Genomic DNA, 13,782 nt, shown 5'->3' with positions numbered 1-13,782 from the left:
TGACGGGGGCGGGGGCGGACAACGAAACACGAGAGCTCCTGCGCGGCGCGGCGACGCGCCCGGGAGCTGACGGGAGAGCGCCCGCATGCTCGAGAACGAGCCCAACGCCGGGGCCACTGGCCCTGACGGTGAAACAACAGAACAGTCAACGGCGGCTCCGCGCCGCAGGGCCAGCCGGCCGGCCGGGCCGCCGCCCGAGGTGCCCGACGAGCCTGCCCCGGTGACCGTGGCGCCCGCCGCGGGCACGGGTGGTCAGGTGATCACGGGGGAGCAGGCGGCCTCGACGGCGGGTTCGGCCCGCCGCCGGGCGTCGCGACCCGCCGGGTCGCCGGCGCCGGTGGAGGAGTCCGCCGGATCGTCCGTGACCGCGGCGAAGTCCACGAGATCGGCCGCCCGGAGCCAGGTCGAGGCCGCAGCGGCCGAAGCGGTGGCCGACGCCGTGTCCGACGCTGTGTCCGGGGCCGTGGCGCAGGTGGCCGCCGAGGCGGGCCTCGCCGACGACGCGGCGGACGGGGCCGCCGAGCAGGCTGCCGGGGACAAGCCCAAGCGGGCCGCCCGCACCAGGTCGACGGCGACCACGTCGCGCCGCCGTACGAGCAAGAAGGCCGCGGAGGCGGAGGACGCCCAGCAGCTCGCCGGCGGCGGGCAGCAGGCGGCGAGCGGGGCGGACGCGCAGGACCCAGGGCAGGTCGCACCGGCCGCCCAGGGCGCCGCTGCGGAGACCGTCACCCAGGACACCATTGCCCAGGACGCCACCGGCCGGGACACCGCCACGCAGGACACCGCCACGCAGGACACCGCCACGCAGGACGTCGCAGTCGAGACCGCGCAGGCCGAGGCTGCGCAGGCAGAGGCGCGGGCGGCCGCCGGCGCGGGTGACGAGCAGGCCGCCGACGAGGGCGTCGCGCCGGTCAAGCGGCGCCGCACGCGCAAGAAGGCCGAGCCGGAGCCCGTCGAGGAGCAGCCGGTGGCCGCCGCCGAGGCCGACGACATCATCGAGGTGCTGCCCGAGGACGAGCCGCTCGACGACGAGCCCGCGGGCGAGGACCTCGACGAGGAGTTCGACCGGCCGAGCCTGCTGGCCGACCCGTTCGGCCTGTCGGCGACGCGCAGGGACGACGAGCCCGGCGCCGCGATCCGGCGGCCGGCCGCCATCTTCGCGCCGCTGTTCCAGGCGCCCGACCCGAGCCAGGCCAAGCCCGTCGCCAAGCCGGCGCGCGTCGAGCCGGAGCCCGTCGAGGAGGTCGAGGAGGCCGAGGAGGCCGTCGACGAGCCCGTCGACGACGAGCGCGACACCGCCGACGACCAGGACGAGGACGAGAGCGGCGGCCGCCGTCGCCGTCGCCGCCGCGGCGGCAGGGGGCGCGGCAAGCAGCGCGAGCGTGACGAGGCCGACGACTCCGACGAGCAGGACGACGACGGCGATGAGGAGCAGGCCGAGGAGACCCAGGAAGAGGAGGTCTCCAGCTCGCGTCGCCGTCGCCGTCGCCGTCGCCGCGGCTCCGAGGAGGGGGCCGAGCCGGTCGCCGACGACCCGCCCAACACGGTCGTCCGCATCCGCGCGCCCCGCTCGGGTCGCGCCGCCGCGCTCGACACCTCCGCCGACGGCGTGCAGAGCGTGCGCGGCTCCACCCGTCTGGAGGCCAAGAAGCAGCGCCGCCGCGAAGGGCGCGAGCTGGGCCGCAGGCGTCCGCCCATCATCACCGAGTCGGAGTTCCTGGCCCGGCGCGAGTCGGTCGACCGGATGATGGTGGTGCGCCGCCAGGGCGACCGCACGCAGATCGCGGTGCTGGAGGACGGCGTGCTCGTCGAGCACTACGTCAACCGCGAGGCGAGCCAGTCCTACGTGGGCAACGTCTACCTCGGCAAGGTGCAGAACGTGCTCCCGTCGATGGAGGCGGCGTTCGTCGACATCGGCAAGGGCCGCAACGCCGTCCTGTACGCCGGTGAGGTCAACTTCGACACGGCCGGGATGGAGGGCCAGCCCAAGCGCATCGAGTCGGCGCTGAAGTCCGGGCAGTCGGTCCTCGTGCAGGTCACCAAGGACCCGATCGGCCACAAGGGCGCCCGGCTGACCTCGCAGATCAGCCTGCCCGGCCGCTACCTGGTCTACGTGCCCGACGGCTCGATGACCGGCATCAGCCGCAAGCTGCCCGACAAGGAACGCACGCGGCTCAAGACCATCCTCAAGAAGGTCATGCCCGAGAACGCCGGCGTCATCGTGCGCACGGCGGCCGAGGGCGCCTCGGAGGACGAGCTGGCCCGCGATGTCGCCCGCCTGTCGGCGCAGTGGGAGAACATCCAGAAGAAGGCCAAGTCGGCCAGCCCGCCGGAGCTGCTCTCGGCCGAGCCCGACCTGACCATCCGCGTGGTGCGCGACGTCTTCAACGAGGACTTCAGCTCGCTCGTGGTGCAGGGTGAGGACGCCTGGGAGACGGTCGACGAGTACGTCAAGTACGTCGCGCCGCACCTGACCGAGCGCCTGTCGAAGTGGGACGGCGAGCAGGGCGACGTGTTCGAGTCGTACCGGATCGACGAGCAGCTCGCCAAGGCGATGGAGCGCAAGGTCTGGCTGCCCAGCGGCGGCTCGCTGGTGATCGACCGGACCGAGGCGATGACCGTCGTCGACGTCAACACCGGCAAGTTCACCGGCCAGGGCGGCAACCTGGAGGAGACCGTCACCCGCAACAACCTGGAGGCGGCCGAGGAGATCGTCCGCCAGCTCAGGTTGCGCGACATCGGCGGCATCATCGTCATCGACTTCATCGACATGGTGCTGGAGTCCAACCGTGACCTGGTGCTGCGCCGGATGCTGGAGTGCCTGGCGCGCGACAGGACCAAGCACCAGGTGGCCGAGGTGACCTCGCTGGGCCTGGTGCAGATGACGCGTAAGCGGGTCGGCCAGGGGCTGCTGGAGGCCTTCTCCACGCCGTGCGAGTGCTGCAACGGCCGCGGGCTCATCGTCTCCACCGAGCCGGTGGAGTCCAGGTCCGAGTCGCGGGGCACGCAGGGCAAGATGGCGGTCGAGAAGGCCGTCGCCGAGAAGACCTCCGACAAGGCGGACAAGGTTTCCGCCGCGAAGGACTCGGCCGGTCGTGATACTGTGACCGGTGCGCTTGATGACGTCCCCGCAGAGGACGACCAGGCCGGTCAGACTTCCGGCCGGGGGCGGCGACGCTCTCGCCGAGCCAAGTCCGCCGAGTAGCACCACTGAGTGGTCTCGGCTGGCTGTCCGACGATCCGTCCGGTTCGCCTAGGACACCGTTAATCCGGTAACCTAGTGGATCGGTGCGTCAGGTGACGTGCCCTGTTGGCGCGCCCACTCGGGTCGTTGGTTCCAGACCATGCGGGTGCGGGCGCAGCACTCGGCAGTCAACGGTCCTCCCGTCCGGGATGACCGAAGATCGCAGCAGTAGACAGTAGAAGGGTTCCGCGGTGTACGCGATCGTTCGTTGCGGCGGCAGGCAGCAGAAGGTCTCCGTCGGTGACGTCCTCGAGGTGGACAAGGTCGCCGGCGAGGTCGGCTCTTCGATTTCGCTGCCGACGGTGCTCGTCGTCAACGACGGCGATGTGACCACGGAGGCGGGCAAGTTCATGGTGAGCGCCGAGATCCTCGGCGAGACCAAGGGCCCGAAGATCCGGATCCTCAAGTACAAGAACAAGACCGGTTACAAGAAGCGCCAGGGTCACCGCCAGCGGTACACCCAGGTGAAGATCACCGGTATCGACCAGGCCTGATCGGGAGTTTGAGAGATGGCACACAAGAAGGGCGCGTCGTCCACCCGGAACGGCCGTGACTCCAACGCTCAGCGCCTGGGCGTCAAGCGCTTCGGCGGCCAGCTGGTCAACGCGGGCGAGATCATCGTCCGTCAGCGTGGCACCCACTTCCACCCCGGCGACAACGTCGGCCGTGGTGGCGATGACACGCTGTTCGCGCTGACCGCCGGTCACGTGCAGTTCGGCCTCAAGCGCGGCCGCCGGGCCGTGAGCATCGTCCCGGTCGCGGAGTAATCCGCCGCCGGTAAGCGTTGGCACAGGGGTGGATCGGTGTCGATCCGCCCCTTTGCGTGTTCTGTGGGGGTTTCTGCCTCCGCGGGATCGCGGCGTTCCGTGCTGGTGTCCGGGCGGGTTCGCCCGGTGCGTGGGCCCGTGAGAGGAGCGACGCCGGGCGCCCCAGGCCGCACAGGCCGGGCACCCTGTCGTCGAGAAGGAAGCAGCCCCCTGCGGGGGGCCAGAGGAGAGGCAAGCATGCCGGACTTCGTGGACCAGGTCACCCTGCACGTCATGGCCGGTGGCGGGGGGAACGGCTGCGCCTCTGTCCATCGGGAGAAGTTCAAGCCGCTCGGCGGCCCCGACGGCGGCAACGGCGGCCGTGGCGGCGACGTGATCCTGGAGGTGGACCCCAACACCGCCACCCTGCTCGACTACCACCGCCGCCCCTACCGCAAGGCGGAGAACGGCAAGCAGGGCCAGGGCTCCAACCGTGACGGCGCCAACGGCGCGGACGTCGTGCTGCCGGTGCCCAACGGCACCGTCGTCAAGGACGCCCAGACCGGCGAGGTGCTCGTGGACCTCGTCGGGGTGGGCACCCGCTACGTGATCGCCAAGGGCGGCCACGGCGGGCTGGGCAACGCCGCGCTGGCCTCGGCCAAGCGCAAGGCGCCCGGGTTCGCGCTGCTCGGCGAGCCGGGCGACGGCCTCGACATCGTGCTGGAGCTCAAGAGCGTCGCCGACGTGGCTCTCGTCGGGTTCCCCAGTGCCGGGAAGTCGTCGCTGATCGCGGCGCTGAGCGCGGCCCGGCCCAAGATCGCCGACTATCCGTTCACCACGCTGATCCCCAACCTCGGCGTGGTCACCGCGGGCGACACGGTGTTCACCGTCGCCGACGTGCCGGGACTGATCCCGGGAGCCTCCCAGGGCAAGGGCCTCGGGCACGAGTTCCTGCGCCACGTCGAGCGCTGCGACATGCTGGTGCACGTCATCGACTGCGCCACCATGGAGCCTGGCCGCGACCCCGTCACCGACTACGAGGCGATCGAGACGGAGCTCCAGGCGTACGGCAAGCTGGAGGGACGCCCCCGGATGGTGGTGCTCAACAAGGCGGACGTGCCCGACGCGCAGGAGCTGGCCGAGCTCGTCAGGCCCGAGTTCGAGGAGCGGGGCCTACGGGTCTTCACGATCTCCGCGGCCACCCACGCCGGGCTGCGCGAGCTGACCTACGCGATGGGCGAGTGGGTGGCCGCCGCGCGGGCCGCCAAGCCGGTCGAGGAGCCCACGCGCCTGGTGATCAGGCCCAGGCAGCTCGGCGAGACCGGCTTCACCGTGCGGAAGGTCAACGACAACCTGTTCCAGGTCACCGGCGAGAAGCCCCAACGGTGGATCCGGCAGACCGACTTCACCAACGACGAGGCCGTCGGCTACCTCGCCGACCGGCTCGAACGGCTCGGCATCGAGGAGGAGCTGGTCAAGGCCGGCGCCACCGCGGGAGCCGAGGTCGTCATCGGCTCCATGGAGGACGGCTACATCTTCGACTGGCAGCCCACGCTGAGCGCCGAGTCCGTGCACCAGGGGCCGCGCGGCACCGACAGCCGGCTGGGGTAGGAAGAGCGATAGGGTTTCGGTCGTGCGGCAACGGATCAGCGCAGCGTCGAAGGTCGTCGTCAAGGTCGGCTCGTCGTCACTCACCACGCCCCAGGGCACGATCGACGTCGACCGGGTGGACGCGCTGGTCGACGTCCTGGCGGCGCGCCGGCTGACCGGCACGCAGATCGTGCTGGTCTCCTCCGGAGCGATCGCCGCGGGCCTCGGGCCGCTCAGGCTGAGCACCCGCCCGCGTGACCTCGCCACCCAGCAGGCCGCCGCGTCCGTCGGCCAGGGCGTGCTCGTCGCCCGCTACACCTCCTCCTTCGCCCGGTACGGGCTGCGCGTCGGCCAGGTGCTGCTCACCGCCGACGACATGATGCGCCGCGCCCACCACGCCAACGCCCAGCGGACCCTCGACCGGCTGCTGGAGCTCGGCATCATGCCGATCGTCAACGAGAACGACACCGTCGCCACCGACGAGATCCGCTTCGGCGACAACGACCGGCTCGCCGCGCTGGTCACCCACCTCATCCACGCCGACGCCCTCGTGCTGCTGTCCGACGTCGACGCCCTGTACGACGGGCCGCCGAGCCGCACCGGCACGCGACGGCTGGCGGAGATCCGCGGCGCCGAGGACCTCGAAGGCGTCGAGCTGGGCCGCAACGGCGCCGCAGTCGGCACGGGCGGGATGGTCACCAAGGTTCAGGCCGCGCGGATCGCCACCGGGGCCGGCATACCCGTCGTGCTGACCGCCGCCGCGCACGCCGCGCAGGCGCTCGCCGGGGCCGACGTGGGCACCTACTTCCACCCCGGCGGCCGACACCCCGGCACCCGGCTGCTGTGGCTGGCGCACGCCACGACGGGGCGGGGGCGGCTGCACCTGGACGACGGCGCGGTCGAGGCGATCGTGGACCGGCGCAAGTCGCTGCTGCCCGCCGGGGTGACCTCGGTCGAGGGTGACTTCGCCGCGGGCGACCCGGTCGACCTGTGCGGGCCGCGGGGGGCGGTGGTCGCCCGGGGGCTGGTCAACTTCGACGCGGTGGAGATCCCCGGGTTGCTGGGGCGGTCCACGCGGGACCTGGCGAGCGAGCTCGGTCCGGAATATGAACGTGAGCTGATCCATCGCGACGACATCGTCATACTGGAAGCCCACAGCTGACCTGACGGCGCGTTACGGGTGCCGCCAGGCGCGTGGCGGGCGGTGGCCGGCCGCGTGGCGGGCCGGCGGTCGGGCGCGTGGCGGGCGGCGGTCGGGCGCGTGGCGGGCGGCGGTCGGGCGCGTGGCGGGCGGTGGCCGGGCGGTGAGACGGGCGGGGCGGCGAAGGACGTCGCTCCGCGAGCGGCACGACGACGAGGAGCATGTGATGTCCGAGGAGTTCCTGAAGGTCGCCCGCGCGGCACGAGAGGCCGCCGCCGAGCTGGCCCCGCTGCCGCGGGCGCCCAAGGACCGGGCGTTGCGCGCCGTCGCCGACGCCCTGGTCGCCGGCACCGCTGAGATCATCGAGGCGAACGCCGGAGACGTCGAGCAGGCCCGCGCGCAGGGCACCGCCGAGGCGATGATCGACCGGCTGCGGCTCGACGAGGGCCGGATCGCGGCCATCGCCGAGGCCGTGCGGCAGGTGGCCGACCTGCCCGACCCGGTCGGCGAGGTGGTGCGCGGCGGCACGCTGCCCAACGGGCTGGAGCTGCGCCAGCTCCGGGTGCCGCTCGGTGTGATCGGCATCATCTACGAGGGCCGCCCCAACGTCACCGTGGACGCCGCGGCGCTCTGCCTCAAGAGCGGCAACGCGGTGCTGCTGCGCGGCTCGTCCAGCGCCTACTCCTCCAACACGGCGCTGGTCCGGATCATGCAGGACGCGCTGGCGGCGACGGAGGTGCCGGCGGGCGCCGTGCAGCTCGTGCCGGGGCTCACCCGCGACTCGGTCAAGGAGCTGATGCGGGCGCGCGGGCTGGTCGACGTGCTGATCCCGCGCGGTGGGGCCTCGCTGATCAACTCGGTGGTCGAGGAGTCGACCGTGCCGGTCATCGAGACCGGGGTGGGCAACTGCCACGTGTACGTCGACGCCGAGGCGGACGTGGACCTGGCCGTCGAGATCCTGGTCAACGCCAAGGCGCAGCGGCCGTCGGTGTGCAACGCCGCCGAGACGTTCCTGGTGCACGCCGACGTCGCCGACCGGTTCGTGCCCAAGGCGCTGGCGGCGCTCGGGGAGGCGGGCGTGACCGTGCACGGCGACGAGCGGATCGCCGGCTACGGCGACGCCGTCGTGCCCGCCGCCGAGGACGACTACCTCGCCGAATACCTCTCGCTCGACATCGCCGCGGCCGTGGTCGACTCGCTGGAGGACGCGGTGGCGCACATCAGGAGGTACGGCTCGGGACACACCGACGCGATCGTCACCGGGTCCCAGCAGGCAGCCCGCAGGTTCGTGTCGCTGGTCGACTCGGCGGCCGTGGCGGTCAACGCCTCGACCCGGTTCACCGACGGGGGCGAGTTCGGGTTCGGCGCGGAGATCGGCATCTCCACGCAGAAGCTGCACGCCCGCGGGCCGATGGGGCTGCCGGAGCTGACCTCGACCAAGTGGGTCTACACCGGCGAGGGACACCTGCGCACGTCCGAGGGGACGGTCATCCGGGGGTCAGCCTGCTGACCTGATTACGGCAGGCGGCGGCGTGTCGGCGTGGCCGGGCGGCGGCGACCGGTTTGGCTGGACGCATGGAGATCGTCATCGCGCTGGCCTTCTCGGCGGCCGTGCTCGTCGGCGCCGACCGCCTGCTGTTGTGGCTGGAGAGCCGCGGACACGTCCGCTGGCGCAGGACGGGTCGCCGGGACCTGTCGGCCGAGCCCACCACCCGCCTGGATTCCATGCTGTCCGAAAACGCCCGTCGATGAATCCTTCGGCGCGCCTCGGACACCACGGGCCTCCCTGACGCTAGGGTTGTGCCCCTTATGGGCACGCCGAGCAGGGAGGGACGGTGAGCAAGCTCGGCAAGGTCGGGCCGTATGCCTTGCTCGAGCGGCTCGGCCGGGGCGGCATGGGCGAGGTCTACCTCGCCAGCTCCCGGCGCGGCGAGCGCGTCGCGCTCAAGGTCCTGCACGAGCTCACCCAGGATGATTCGTCCCGTATTCGGCTTGAGCGCGAAGTTCGTGCGCTCCGGCGGGTGGAGAGCCCGTACGTGGCCAAGGTGCTCGACGCGGACCTCGACTGCGACCGTCCCTACCTCGTGATGGAGAACATCGAGGGCGTCACCCTGCTCGACCGCGTCCGCCAGGACGGGCCGCTCGACCTGCCGCGGCTCGTGCAGCTCGCGCAGGGCATCGCCGCCGCGCTGGCCATCATCCACGCGGCCGGGGTGGTCCATCGCGACCTGAAGCCGGCCAACATCATCATGGGCGCCGACGGCCCGGTGCTCATCGACTTCGGCATCGCCCAGGTGCTCGACGCGACCCGGCTGACCATGACGGGCACGTTCCTCGGCACGCCCGGCTACACCGCGCCGGAGATCTTCGCCGACGAGCAGGTGGACTCGCCGGCCGACATCCACGCCTGGGCGGCGACGGTGGCGTTCGCGGCGACGGGACGGCCCGCGTTCGGGCGGGGCACGGCCGAGGCGCAGATGTACGCGGTGCTGAACGGGCAGGCCGACCTCAAGGGCGTGCCGGTGGCGCTGCTGCCGCTCGTGCGGGCGGCGCTCAACCGCGAGCCGGCCAAGCGGCCCACGGCGGCGCTGCTGGCCGACCGGCTGTCGAGACTGGCCAAGGCGACCGGGGTGCCCGACGCCTCCGCCGCGCCCGCCGGGCTGCTCGCGGCGCCGGTCGCGGAGGAGACGCGCGATCGTCCGGGTGAGGCGCGGGGACGGACCGGTGAGTCGCGTGGCCGTCCGGGCGAGGCGCGCGGGCGCGGCGGTGAGGACGCCAGGCCGCCGGCGCCGCGCAAGGCGGCGGGGGAGGACAGCCGGGGCTCCGGGCCGCGGCCCAGGCCGGGCGGTGACGCCCTGGCGCGCGGACGCGCAGGGGCCGACGCGCCCCCCAGGGGCCGGGCGGCCGGGGACACCGATCCGCGCGGCCGCACGACGGGTGGCGGCGCTGCCGCCACAGACGGTGTCGCGCGTGGGCGGGGCGCTGCTGCGGGTGGTGCTGAGGGCGCGGTGCGTGGGCGGGGCGCTGGTGCCGGTGTCGACGGGCGTGGGCGGGAGGCCGGGGCCGAGGGCGTACGGGGTCGCGGGGGAGCGGGCACGGACGGGGGCGGTCGCGGGCGTGCGGCGGGTGGCGGGGAGACCGATCCCCGTGGCCGTGCGGCAGGCGCGGACGGCGCCCGGCGGCAGGGCGGTGACGGCGAGGTGCCCGCGCCGCGAAGCCGGGCCGCCGCGGAGGTGACGCGCGGCCGGGCCGGTGGTGAGGGTGGGCGCGGCCGGGCGGGCGCGGAGAGCGCGAGGAGCCGGGCCGCGGCCGAGCCGGGGCGCGGCCGCGCCACAGGAGACGGCGCGAGAGCGCGCTCGGCCGCGGAGGCCCCGAGGGCGCGCTCGGCCGTCGAGGGCACGCGGGCACGGTCCGCGGTGGAGGGCACGCGGGCACGGTCCGCGGTGGAGGGCGCCGCGGTGCCGGCGCCGCGGGGCCGGACGGATGCCAAGGCACGGGCACGTGCGGTCGAGGGAGCGGCGCGGGTCCGGGCACGGGCCGCGATCGGAACGGCGCGGTCGCGCGGCGGGCGCACCGCCGGGAGCGCGACCGGGGGCGGTGCCGAGCAGGGCGGCGGGCTGCCGGCCGGGAGCGCCGCGCTGCTGCTGCTGGCCGTGCTGGCCGTGCCGTGCGTGGTGGCGTCAGTGATGTGGCCGATCGCCTCGATCGGTATCACGACGGTGTTCGTGGTGCTGGCACGTACCATCTGGACGAGTCACTGGCTGGTCAGGAAGCGTCCGTCGCGGCGGTGGCGGATCGCGCTGCGGGTGCTGCTCTTTCCGTTCGCGCTGACCGGCTCGGCCGTGAGCGCGGTGGTCTGGCCGGGCGTGCCCGTCGCGGCGGCGGCGGGCGGGGCGCTCTGGCTGACCGGCGGCGGCGAGATCGGCTCCGACTGGTGGCAGCAGCCCGCGCCGGTGACCGCCGCGGCCGTGGTGTTCGGCATGCTGTGCGGCGGGATCACCGGCCGCGAGATCGAACGGGTCGGCGCGCGGTTGCCGGGGCTGCGCCGGGAGAGGCTGCGCGCACTGGCCGTGCTGGGCGGCTTCGTCGCCCTGTGCGCGGCCGCCGTGCGCGCCATCGCCCTGCTGCTCTGACTCCTGCTGCTTTGACTCTTGCCGCGTACTTGGCTGCTCCGGCTCGGTTGCTCCGACCGGGGGCACGCCGCCCGCCGGCCGGCGGGTCAGCCCTGGCCGCCGTCGCGGCGGGAGAAGCGGTTGAAGATGCGCTCGCCCGCGTTGACCGCGCCCTCGGCCACATCGCGCAGCACGCCGATGAACGGGTCCTGCGACTGCGACCATGACGCCCGGTAGGACTCGGCCGCGGCCTTGACCTCGTCGGTGACCCTGGCGTTGGCGTCGTCCTCGCGGCGCGGGTAGTCGCCGGCCAGGATGCGGTCGTAGTCGCCGCTGCGCTGCCACTTGTCCAGCTCGGCGACCCGCACCACGGCGAACGGGTGGGTGGTGCCGAGCAGGTTGAGGACCTTGAGGAAGCCGTCGCGCAGGTCGCCCGCGGTGTCGTACTCGTTGTACTGCTCGAGGAAGGCCTCGATGTTCATCTCGTGGGTGTAGTCGCCGCCGGCGAGCTTCATCAGCGCGCGCTTGGCCGCCTCCGGGTCCTGGCCGGTGAGCAGGCCGCCGCGGTCGGACGACAGCTCCGACTTGCGATACCACTCCTCCAGGCCCGCCACGATCGCCCGCAGGCCGATGTAGCCGAGGGGGATCCAGGCGACGCGGGAGGCGAGGCGCGTGAGGATGTCGAGCATCGTCCGGTAGACCGCGTGTCCCGACAGGATGTGCGAGGTCTCGTGGCCGATGACGAAGCGCTGCTCCTCCTGGTTCATCAGGTTGAGCAGGCCGGTGGTCACGACGATGAACGGGTCGTCGAAGCCGATGGCCTTGGCCTGCACCTGCGGGTCCTGCTGGACGTAGATCTCGGGGATGCGGTGCAGGTCGAGTGTGTAGGCGGCGTCGCGGCCCATGTCGTAGAGGGAGCGGAACTGGGTCTCGCTCACGCGCACGGCCGACGCGAGGTACATCAGGCGCAACCGCCGCTCGCTGACGAGACCTGACATCTGCTTGAGAACCGTGTCGAACCCACTCAACTTACGCAGAGCGACCAGCGCGGACCGGTCTGCGGGGTGTTCGTAGGCACGGGACGAGATGCCGGGCAGTTGGACGCGGTTGCGGTCCGGGGTGGTCGTCATGCCCGGCATGCTACGTCTGCATCGGGAGAGACGCGCGGGCATCGCGGCGGGGGGTGCCGTCGGGCGGGATACGCCCTCCGCGTAAGGTCCGTTTCATGATGAATGCCCCAGGTGTCGATGGGAAACGGCGTGTGGGTGTCATGGGCGGCACGTTCGACCCCATCCATCACGGTCACCTGGTGGCCGCCAGTGAGGTGGCACACCACTTCCAGCTCGACGAGGTCGTCTTCGTGCCGACGGGCCGGCCGTACCAGAAGTCGGAGCGGGAGGTGTCGGCGCCCGAGGACCGCTACCTGATGACGGTGATCGCGACCGCGTCCAACCCGCGCTTCTCGGTGAGCCGGGTGGACATCGACCGACCCGGCCCGACGTTCACCATCGACACCCTGCGCGACATCGCGCAGGTCCACGGCCCCGACACGGAGCTGTACTTCATCACCGGGGCCGACGCCCTCGGCGCCATCCTCACCTGGCAGAACGCCGACCTGCTGTTCGAGCTGGCGCACTTCGTCGGCTGCACCAGGCCCGGACACCCGCTGCACGACCCCGGACTGCCCGAGGGCAAGGTCACGCTGCTGGAGATCCCGGCGCTGGCCATCTCCTCCTCGGAGTGCAGGCAACGCGTGGCCATGGGCGAGCCGATCTGGTATCTGGTGCCGGACGGCATCGTGCAGTACATCAACAAGCGCGGCCTGTACCGCGACCCGGAGGAGTGACGTCCGGAAAGGGTAGGCTCAAGGTTGGGCATACTGCCGACACAGGAGGACCGACCCGCACCGTGACCGCATCTGACAGAGCCGTCCAGCTCGTCCGGATCGCCGCCGAGGCCGCGGCGGACAAGCTGGCCGATGACATCCTCGCCTACGACGTGAGCGAGCAGCTCGTCATCACCGACGCCTTCCTGCTCTGCTCCGCCACCAACGACCGTCAGGTCCGCGCCATCGTCGACGAGATCGAGGACCGGCTGCGCACCGAGGCAGACGCCAAGCCGGTGCGCCGCGAGGGCGAGCGCGAGGGCCGCTGGGTGCTCCTCGACTACCTCGACATCGTCGTGCACGTCCAGCACGAGGAGGACCGCACCTTCTACGCCCTGGAGCGGCTGTGGAAGGACTGCCCGGCGATCGGCCTGCCGGAGAGCGTGCTGCAGGCCAACATCCAGCGAGCGCGCAGTTGAGCAAGCGGATCGTCTGCCTCCGGCACGGGCAGACGTTGTGGAACGTCGAGCACAGGTTCCAGGGGCATTCCGACATCCCCCTGGACGAGACCGGCGTGGCCCAGGCGGCCAGGGCGGCCTCACTGCTGGCGTCCTTGCGCCCGACGCTCATCGTCTCCTCCGACCTGCGGCGCGCCAACGACACCGCGCTCGCGCTCGGCCGGCTCGTCGGCCTCGACGTGGCCGTCGACAAGGCCTTCCGCGAGCGGGGCGGCGGTCAGTGGGAGGGGCTGACCCGCGACGAGATCGCCGCCCGCTGGCCCGAGGAGTACGTGGCGTGGGACGCGCCGGACGGCGAACAGGTCGCCGACGTCGCCGCGCGGGTCGGCGCCGCCATGCGCCGCTGGGCCGCCGAGATCGACGACGACGGCCTGCTCGTCGTCGTCTCGCACGGCGCCGCGCTGCGGCTCGGCATCTGCGAGCTGCTCGGCCTGCCCGAGGAGCTCTGGCCCGCCCTCGGCGGGCTGGGCAACTGCTCGTGGTCGGTGCTGCAGGAGGGCCGCAAGGGCTGGCGTCTGCTGGAGCACAACGCGGGCACGCTGCCGGAGCCGGTCAGCAGCGACGACCGTCCCGAGACGCAGGTCTGACCACGCCCGTACGGCCAGG

At 72.8% G+C, this 13,782-nt stretch carries 12 protein-coding genes; 11 read left to right on the top strand and 1 reads right to left on the bottom strand.

All coding sequences use genetic code 11. From position 1 onward, the window contains the following. Window positions 1-220 precede the first annotated feature (220 nt). From ACGF0J_RS27010 to ACGF0J_RS26975, 8 genes are all read left to right on the top strand, one after another. Window positions 221-3,205: a ribonuclease E/G gene (locus ACGF0J_RS27010; protein ID WP_393149940.1), complete on the top strand. Its 2,985-nt coding sequence runs from the start codon at window positions 221-223 to the stop codon at window positions 3,203-3,205. A 230-nt stretch (window positions 3,206-3,435) separates the two neighbouring features. Then, window positions 3,436-3,738 (top strand): 50S ribosomal protein L21, encoded by a 303-nt coding sequence (rplU, locus tag ACGF0J_RS27005; protein WP_175588001.1) that lies wholly within the window; start codon window positions 3,436-3,438, stop codon window positions 3,736-3,738. Between the two features lie 15 nt (window positions 3,739-3,753). Continuing rightward, the gene (rpmA, locus tag ACGF0J_RS27000) at window positions 3,754-4,011 is read left to right on the top strand and encodes a 50S ribosomal protein L27 (protein WP_101789901.1); all 258 of its coding nucleotides are present in this window, start codon (window positions 3,754-3,756) and stop codon (window positions 4,009-4,011) included. Between the two features lie 237 nt (window positions 4,012-4,248). Next, window positions 4,249-5,601, top strand: coding sequence for a GTPase ObgE (gene obgE, locus ACGF0J_RS26995; RefSeq protein WP_393149938.1), 1,353 nt, complete (start codon window positions 4,249-4,251; stop codon window positions 5,599-5,601). Between the two features lie 22 nt (window positions 5,602-5,623). Next, entirely contained in the window at window positions 5,624-6,742 is a 1,119-nt protein-coding gene (gene proB / locus ACGF0J_RS26990; protein WP_393149936.1) for a glutamate 5-kinase, read from the top strand. Window positions 6,743-6,947: 205 nt separating this feature from the next. Then, window positions 6,948-8,231, top strand: a complete 1,284-nt coding sequence (locus ACGF0J_RS26985; protein ID WP_393149934.1) for a glutamate-5-semialdehyde dehydrogenase — start codon at window positions 6,948-6,950, stop codon at window positions 8,229-8,231. 65 nt (window positions 8,232-8,296) lie between these two features. Further along, window positions 8,297-8,473 (top strand): hypothetical protein, encoded by a 177-nt coding sequence (locus ACGF0J_RS26980; protein ID WP_393149932.1) that lies wholly within the window; start codon window positions 8,297-8,299, stop codon window positions 8,471-8,473. A gap of 83 nt (window positions 8,474-8,556) precedes the next feature. Further along, window positions 8,557-10,854, top strand: coding sequence for a protein kinase (locus ACGF0J_RS26975; RefSeq protein WP_393149930.1), 2,298 nt, complete (start codon window positions 8,557-8,559; stop codon window positions 10,852-10,854). A gap of 86 nt (window positions 10,855-10,940) precedes the next feature. Here ACGF0J_RS26975 and ACGF0J_RS26970 read toward each other — a convergent pair whose 3' ends face one another. Continuing rightward, window positions 10,941-11,972, bottom strand: coding sequence for a M48 family metallopeptidase (locus ACGF0J_RS26970; RefSeq protein ID WP_393149928.1), 1,032 nt, complete (start codon window positions 11,970-11,972; stop codon window positions 10,941-10,943). 86 nt (window positions 11,973-12,058) lie between these two features. Here ACGF0J_RS26970 and nadD point away from each other — a divergent pair, with 86 nt between their 5' ends. From nadD to ACGF0J_RS26955, 3 genes are all read left to right on the top strand, one after another. Then, window positions 12,059-12,679 (top strand): nicotinate-nucleotide adenylyltransferase, encoded by a 621-nt coding sequence (nadD, locus tag ACGF0J_RS26965; RefSeq protein ID WP_393149926.1) that lies wholly within the window; start codon window positions 12,059-12,061, stop codon window positions 12,677-12,679. Between the two features lie 62 nt (window positions 12,680-12,741). Then, window positions 12,742-13,137: a ribosome silencing factor gene (rsfS, locus tag ACGF0J_RS26960; protein ID WP_393149924.1), complete on the top strand. Its 396-nt coding sequence runs from the start codon at window positions 12,742-12,744 to the stop codon at window positions 13,135-13,137. Next, complete coding sequence (locus ACGF0J_RS26955; protein WP_393149922.1) at window positions 13,134-13,763, top strand: histidine phosphatase family protein; 630 nt, start codon at window positions 13,134-13,136, stop codon at window positions 13,761-13,763. The genes rsfS and ACGF0J_RS26955 overlap by 4 nt, the downstream gene beginning before the upstream one ends. Window positions 13,764-13,782: the final 19 nt, after the last annotated feature.

This window comes from Nonomuraea sp. NPDC047897 (genome assembly GCF_043204415.1).
Lineage (GTDB): Bacteria > Actinomycetota > Actinomycetes > Streptosporangiales > Streptosporangiaceae > Nonomuraea.
The sequence above is the reverse complement of the archived record's forward strand: the minus strand, read 5'-3'. Positions and strand labels throughout refer to the sequence as shown.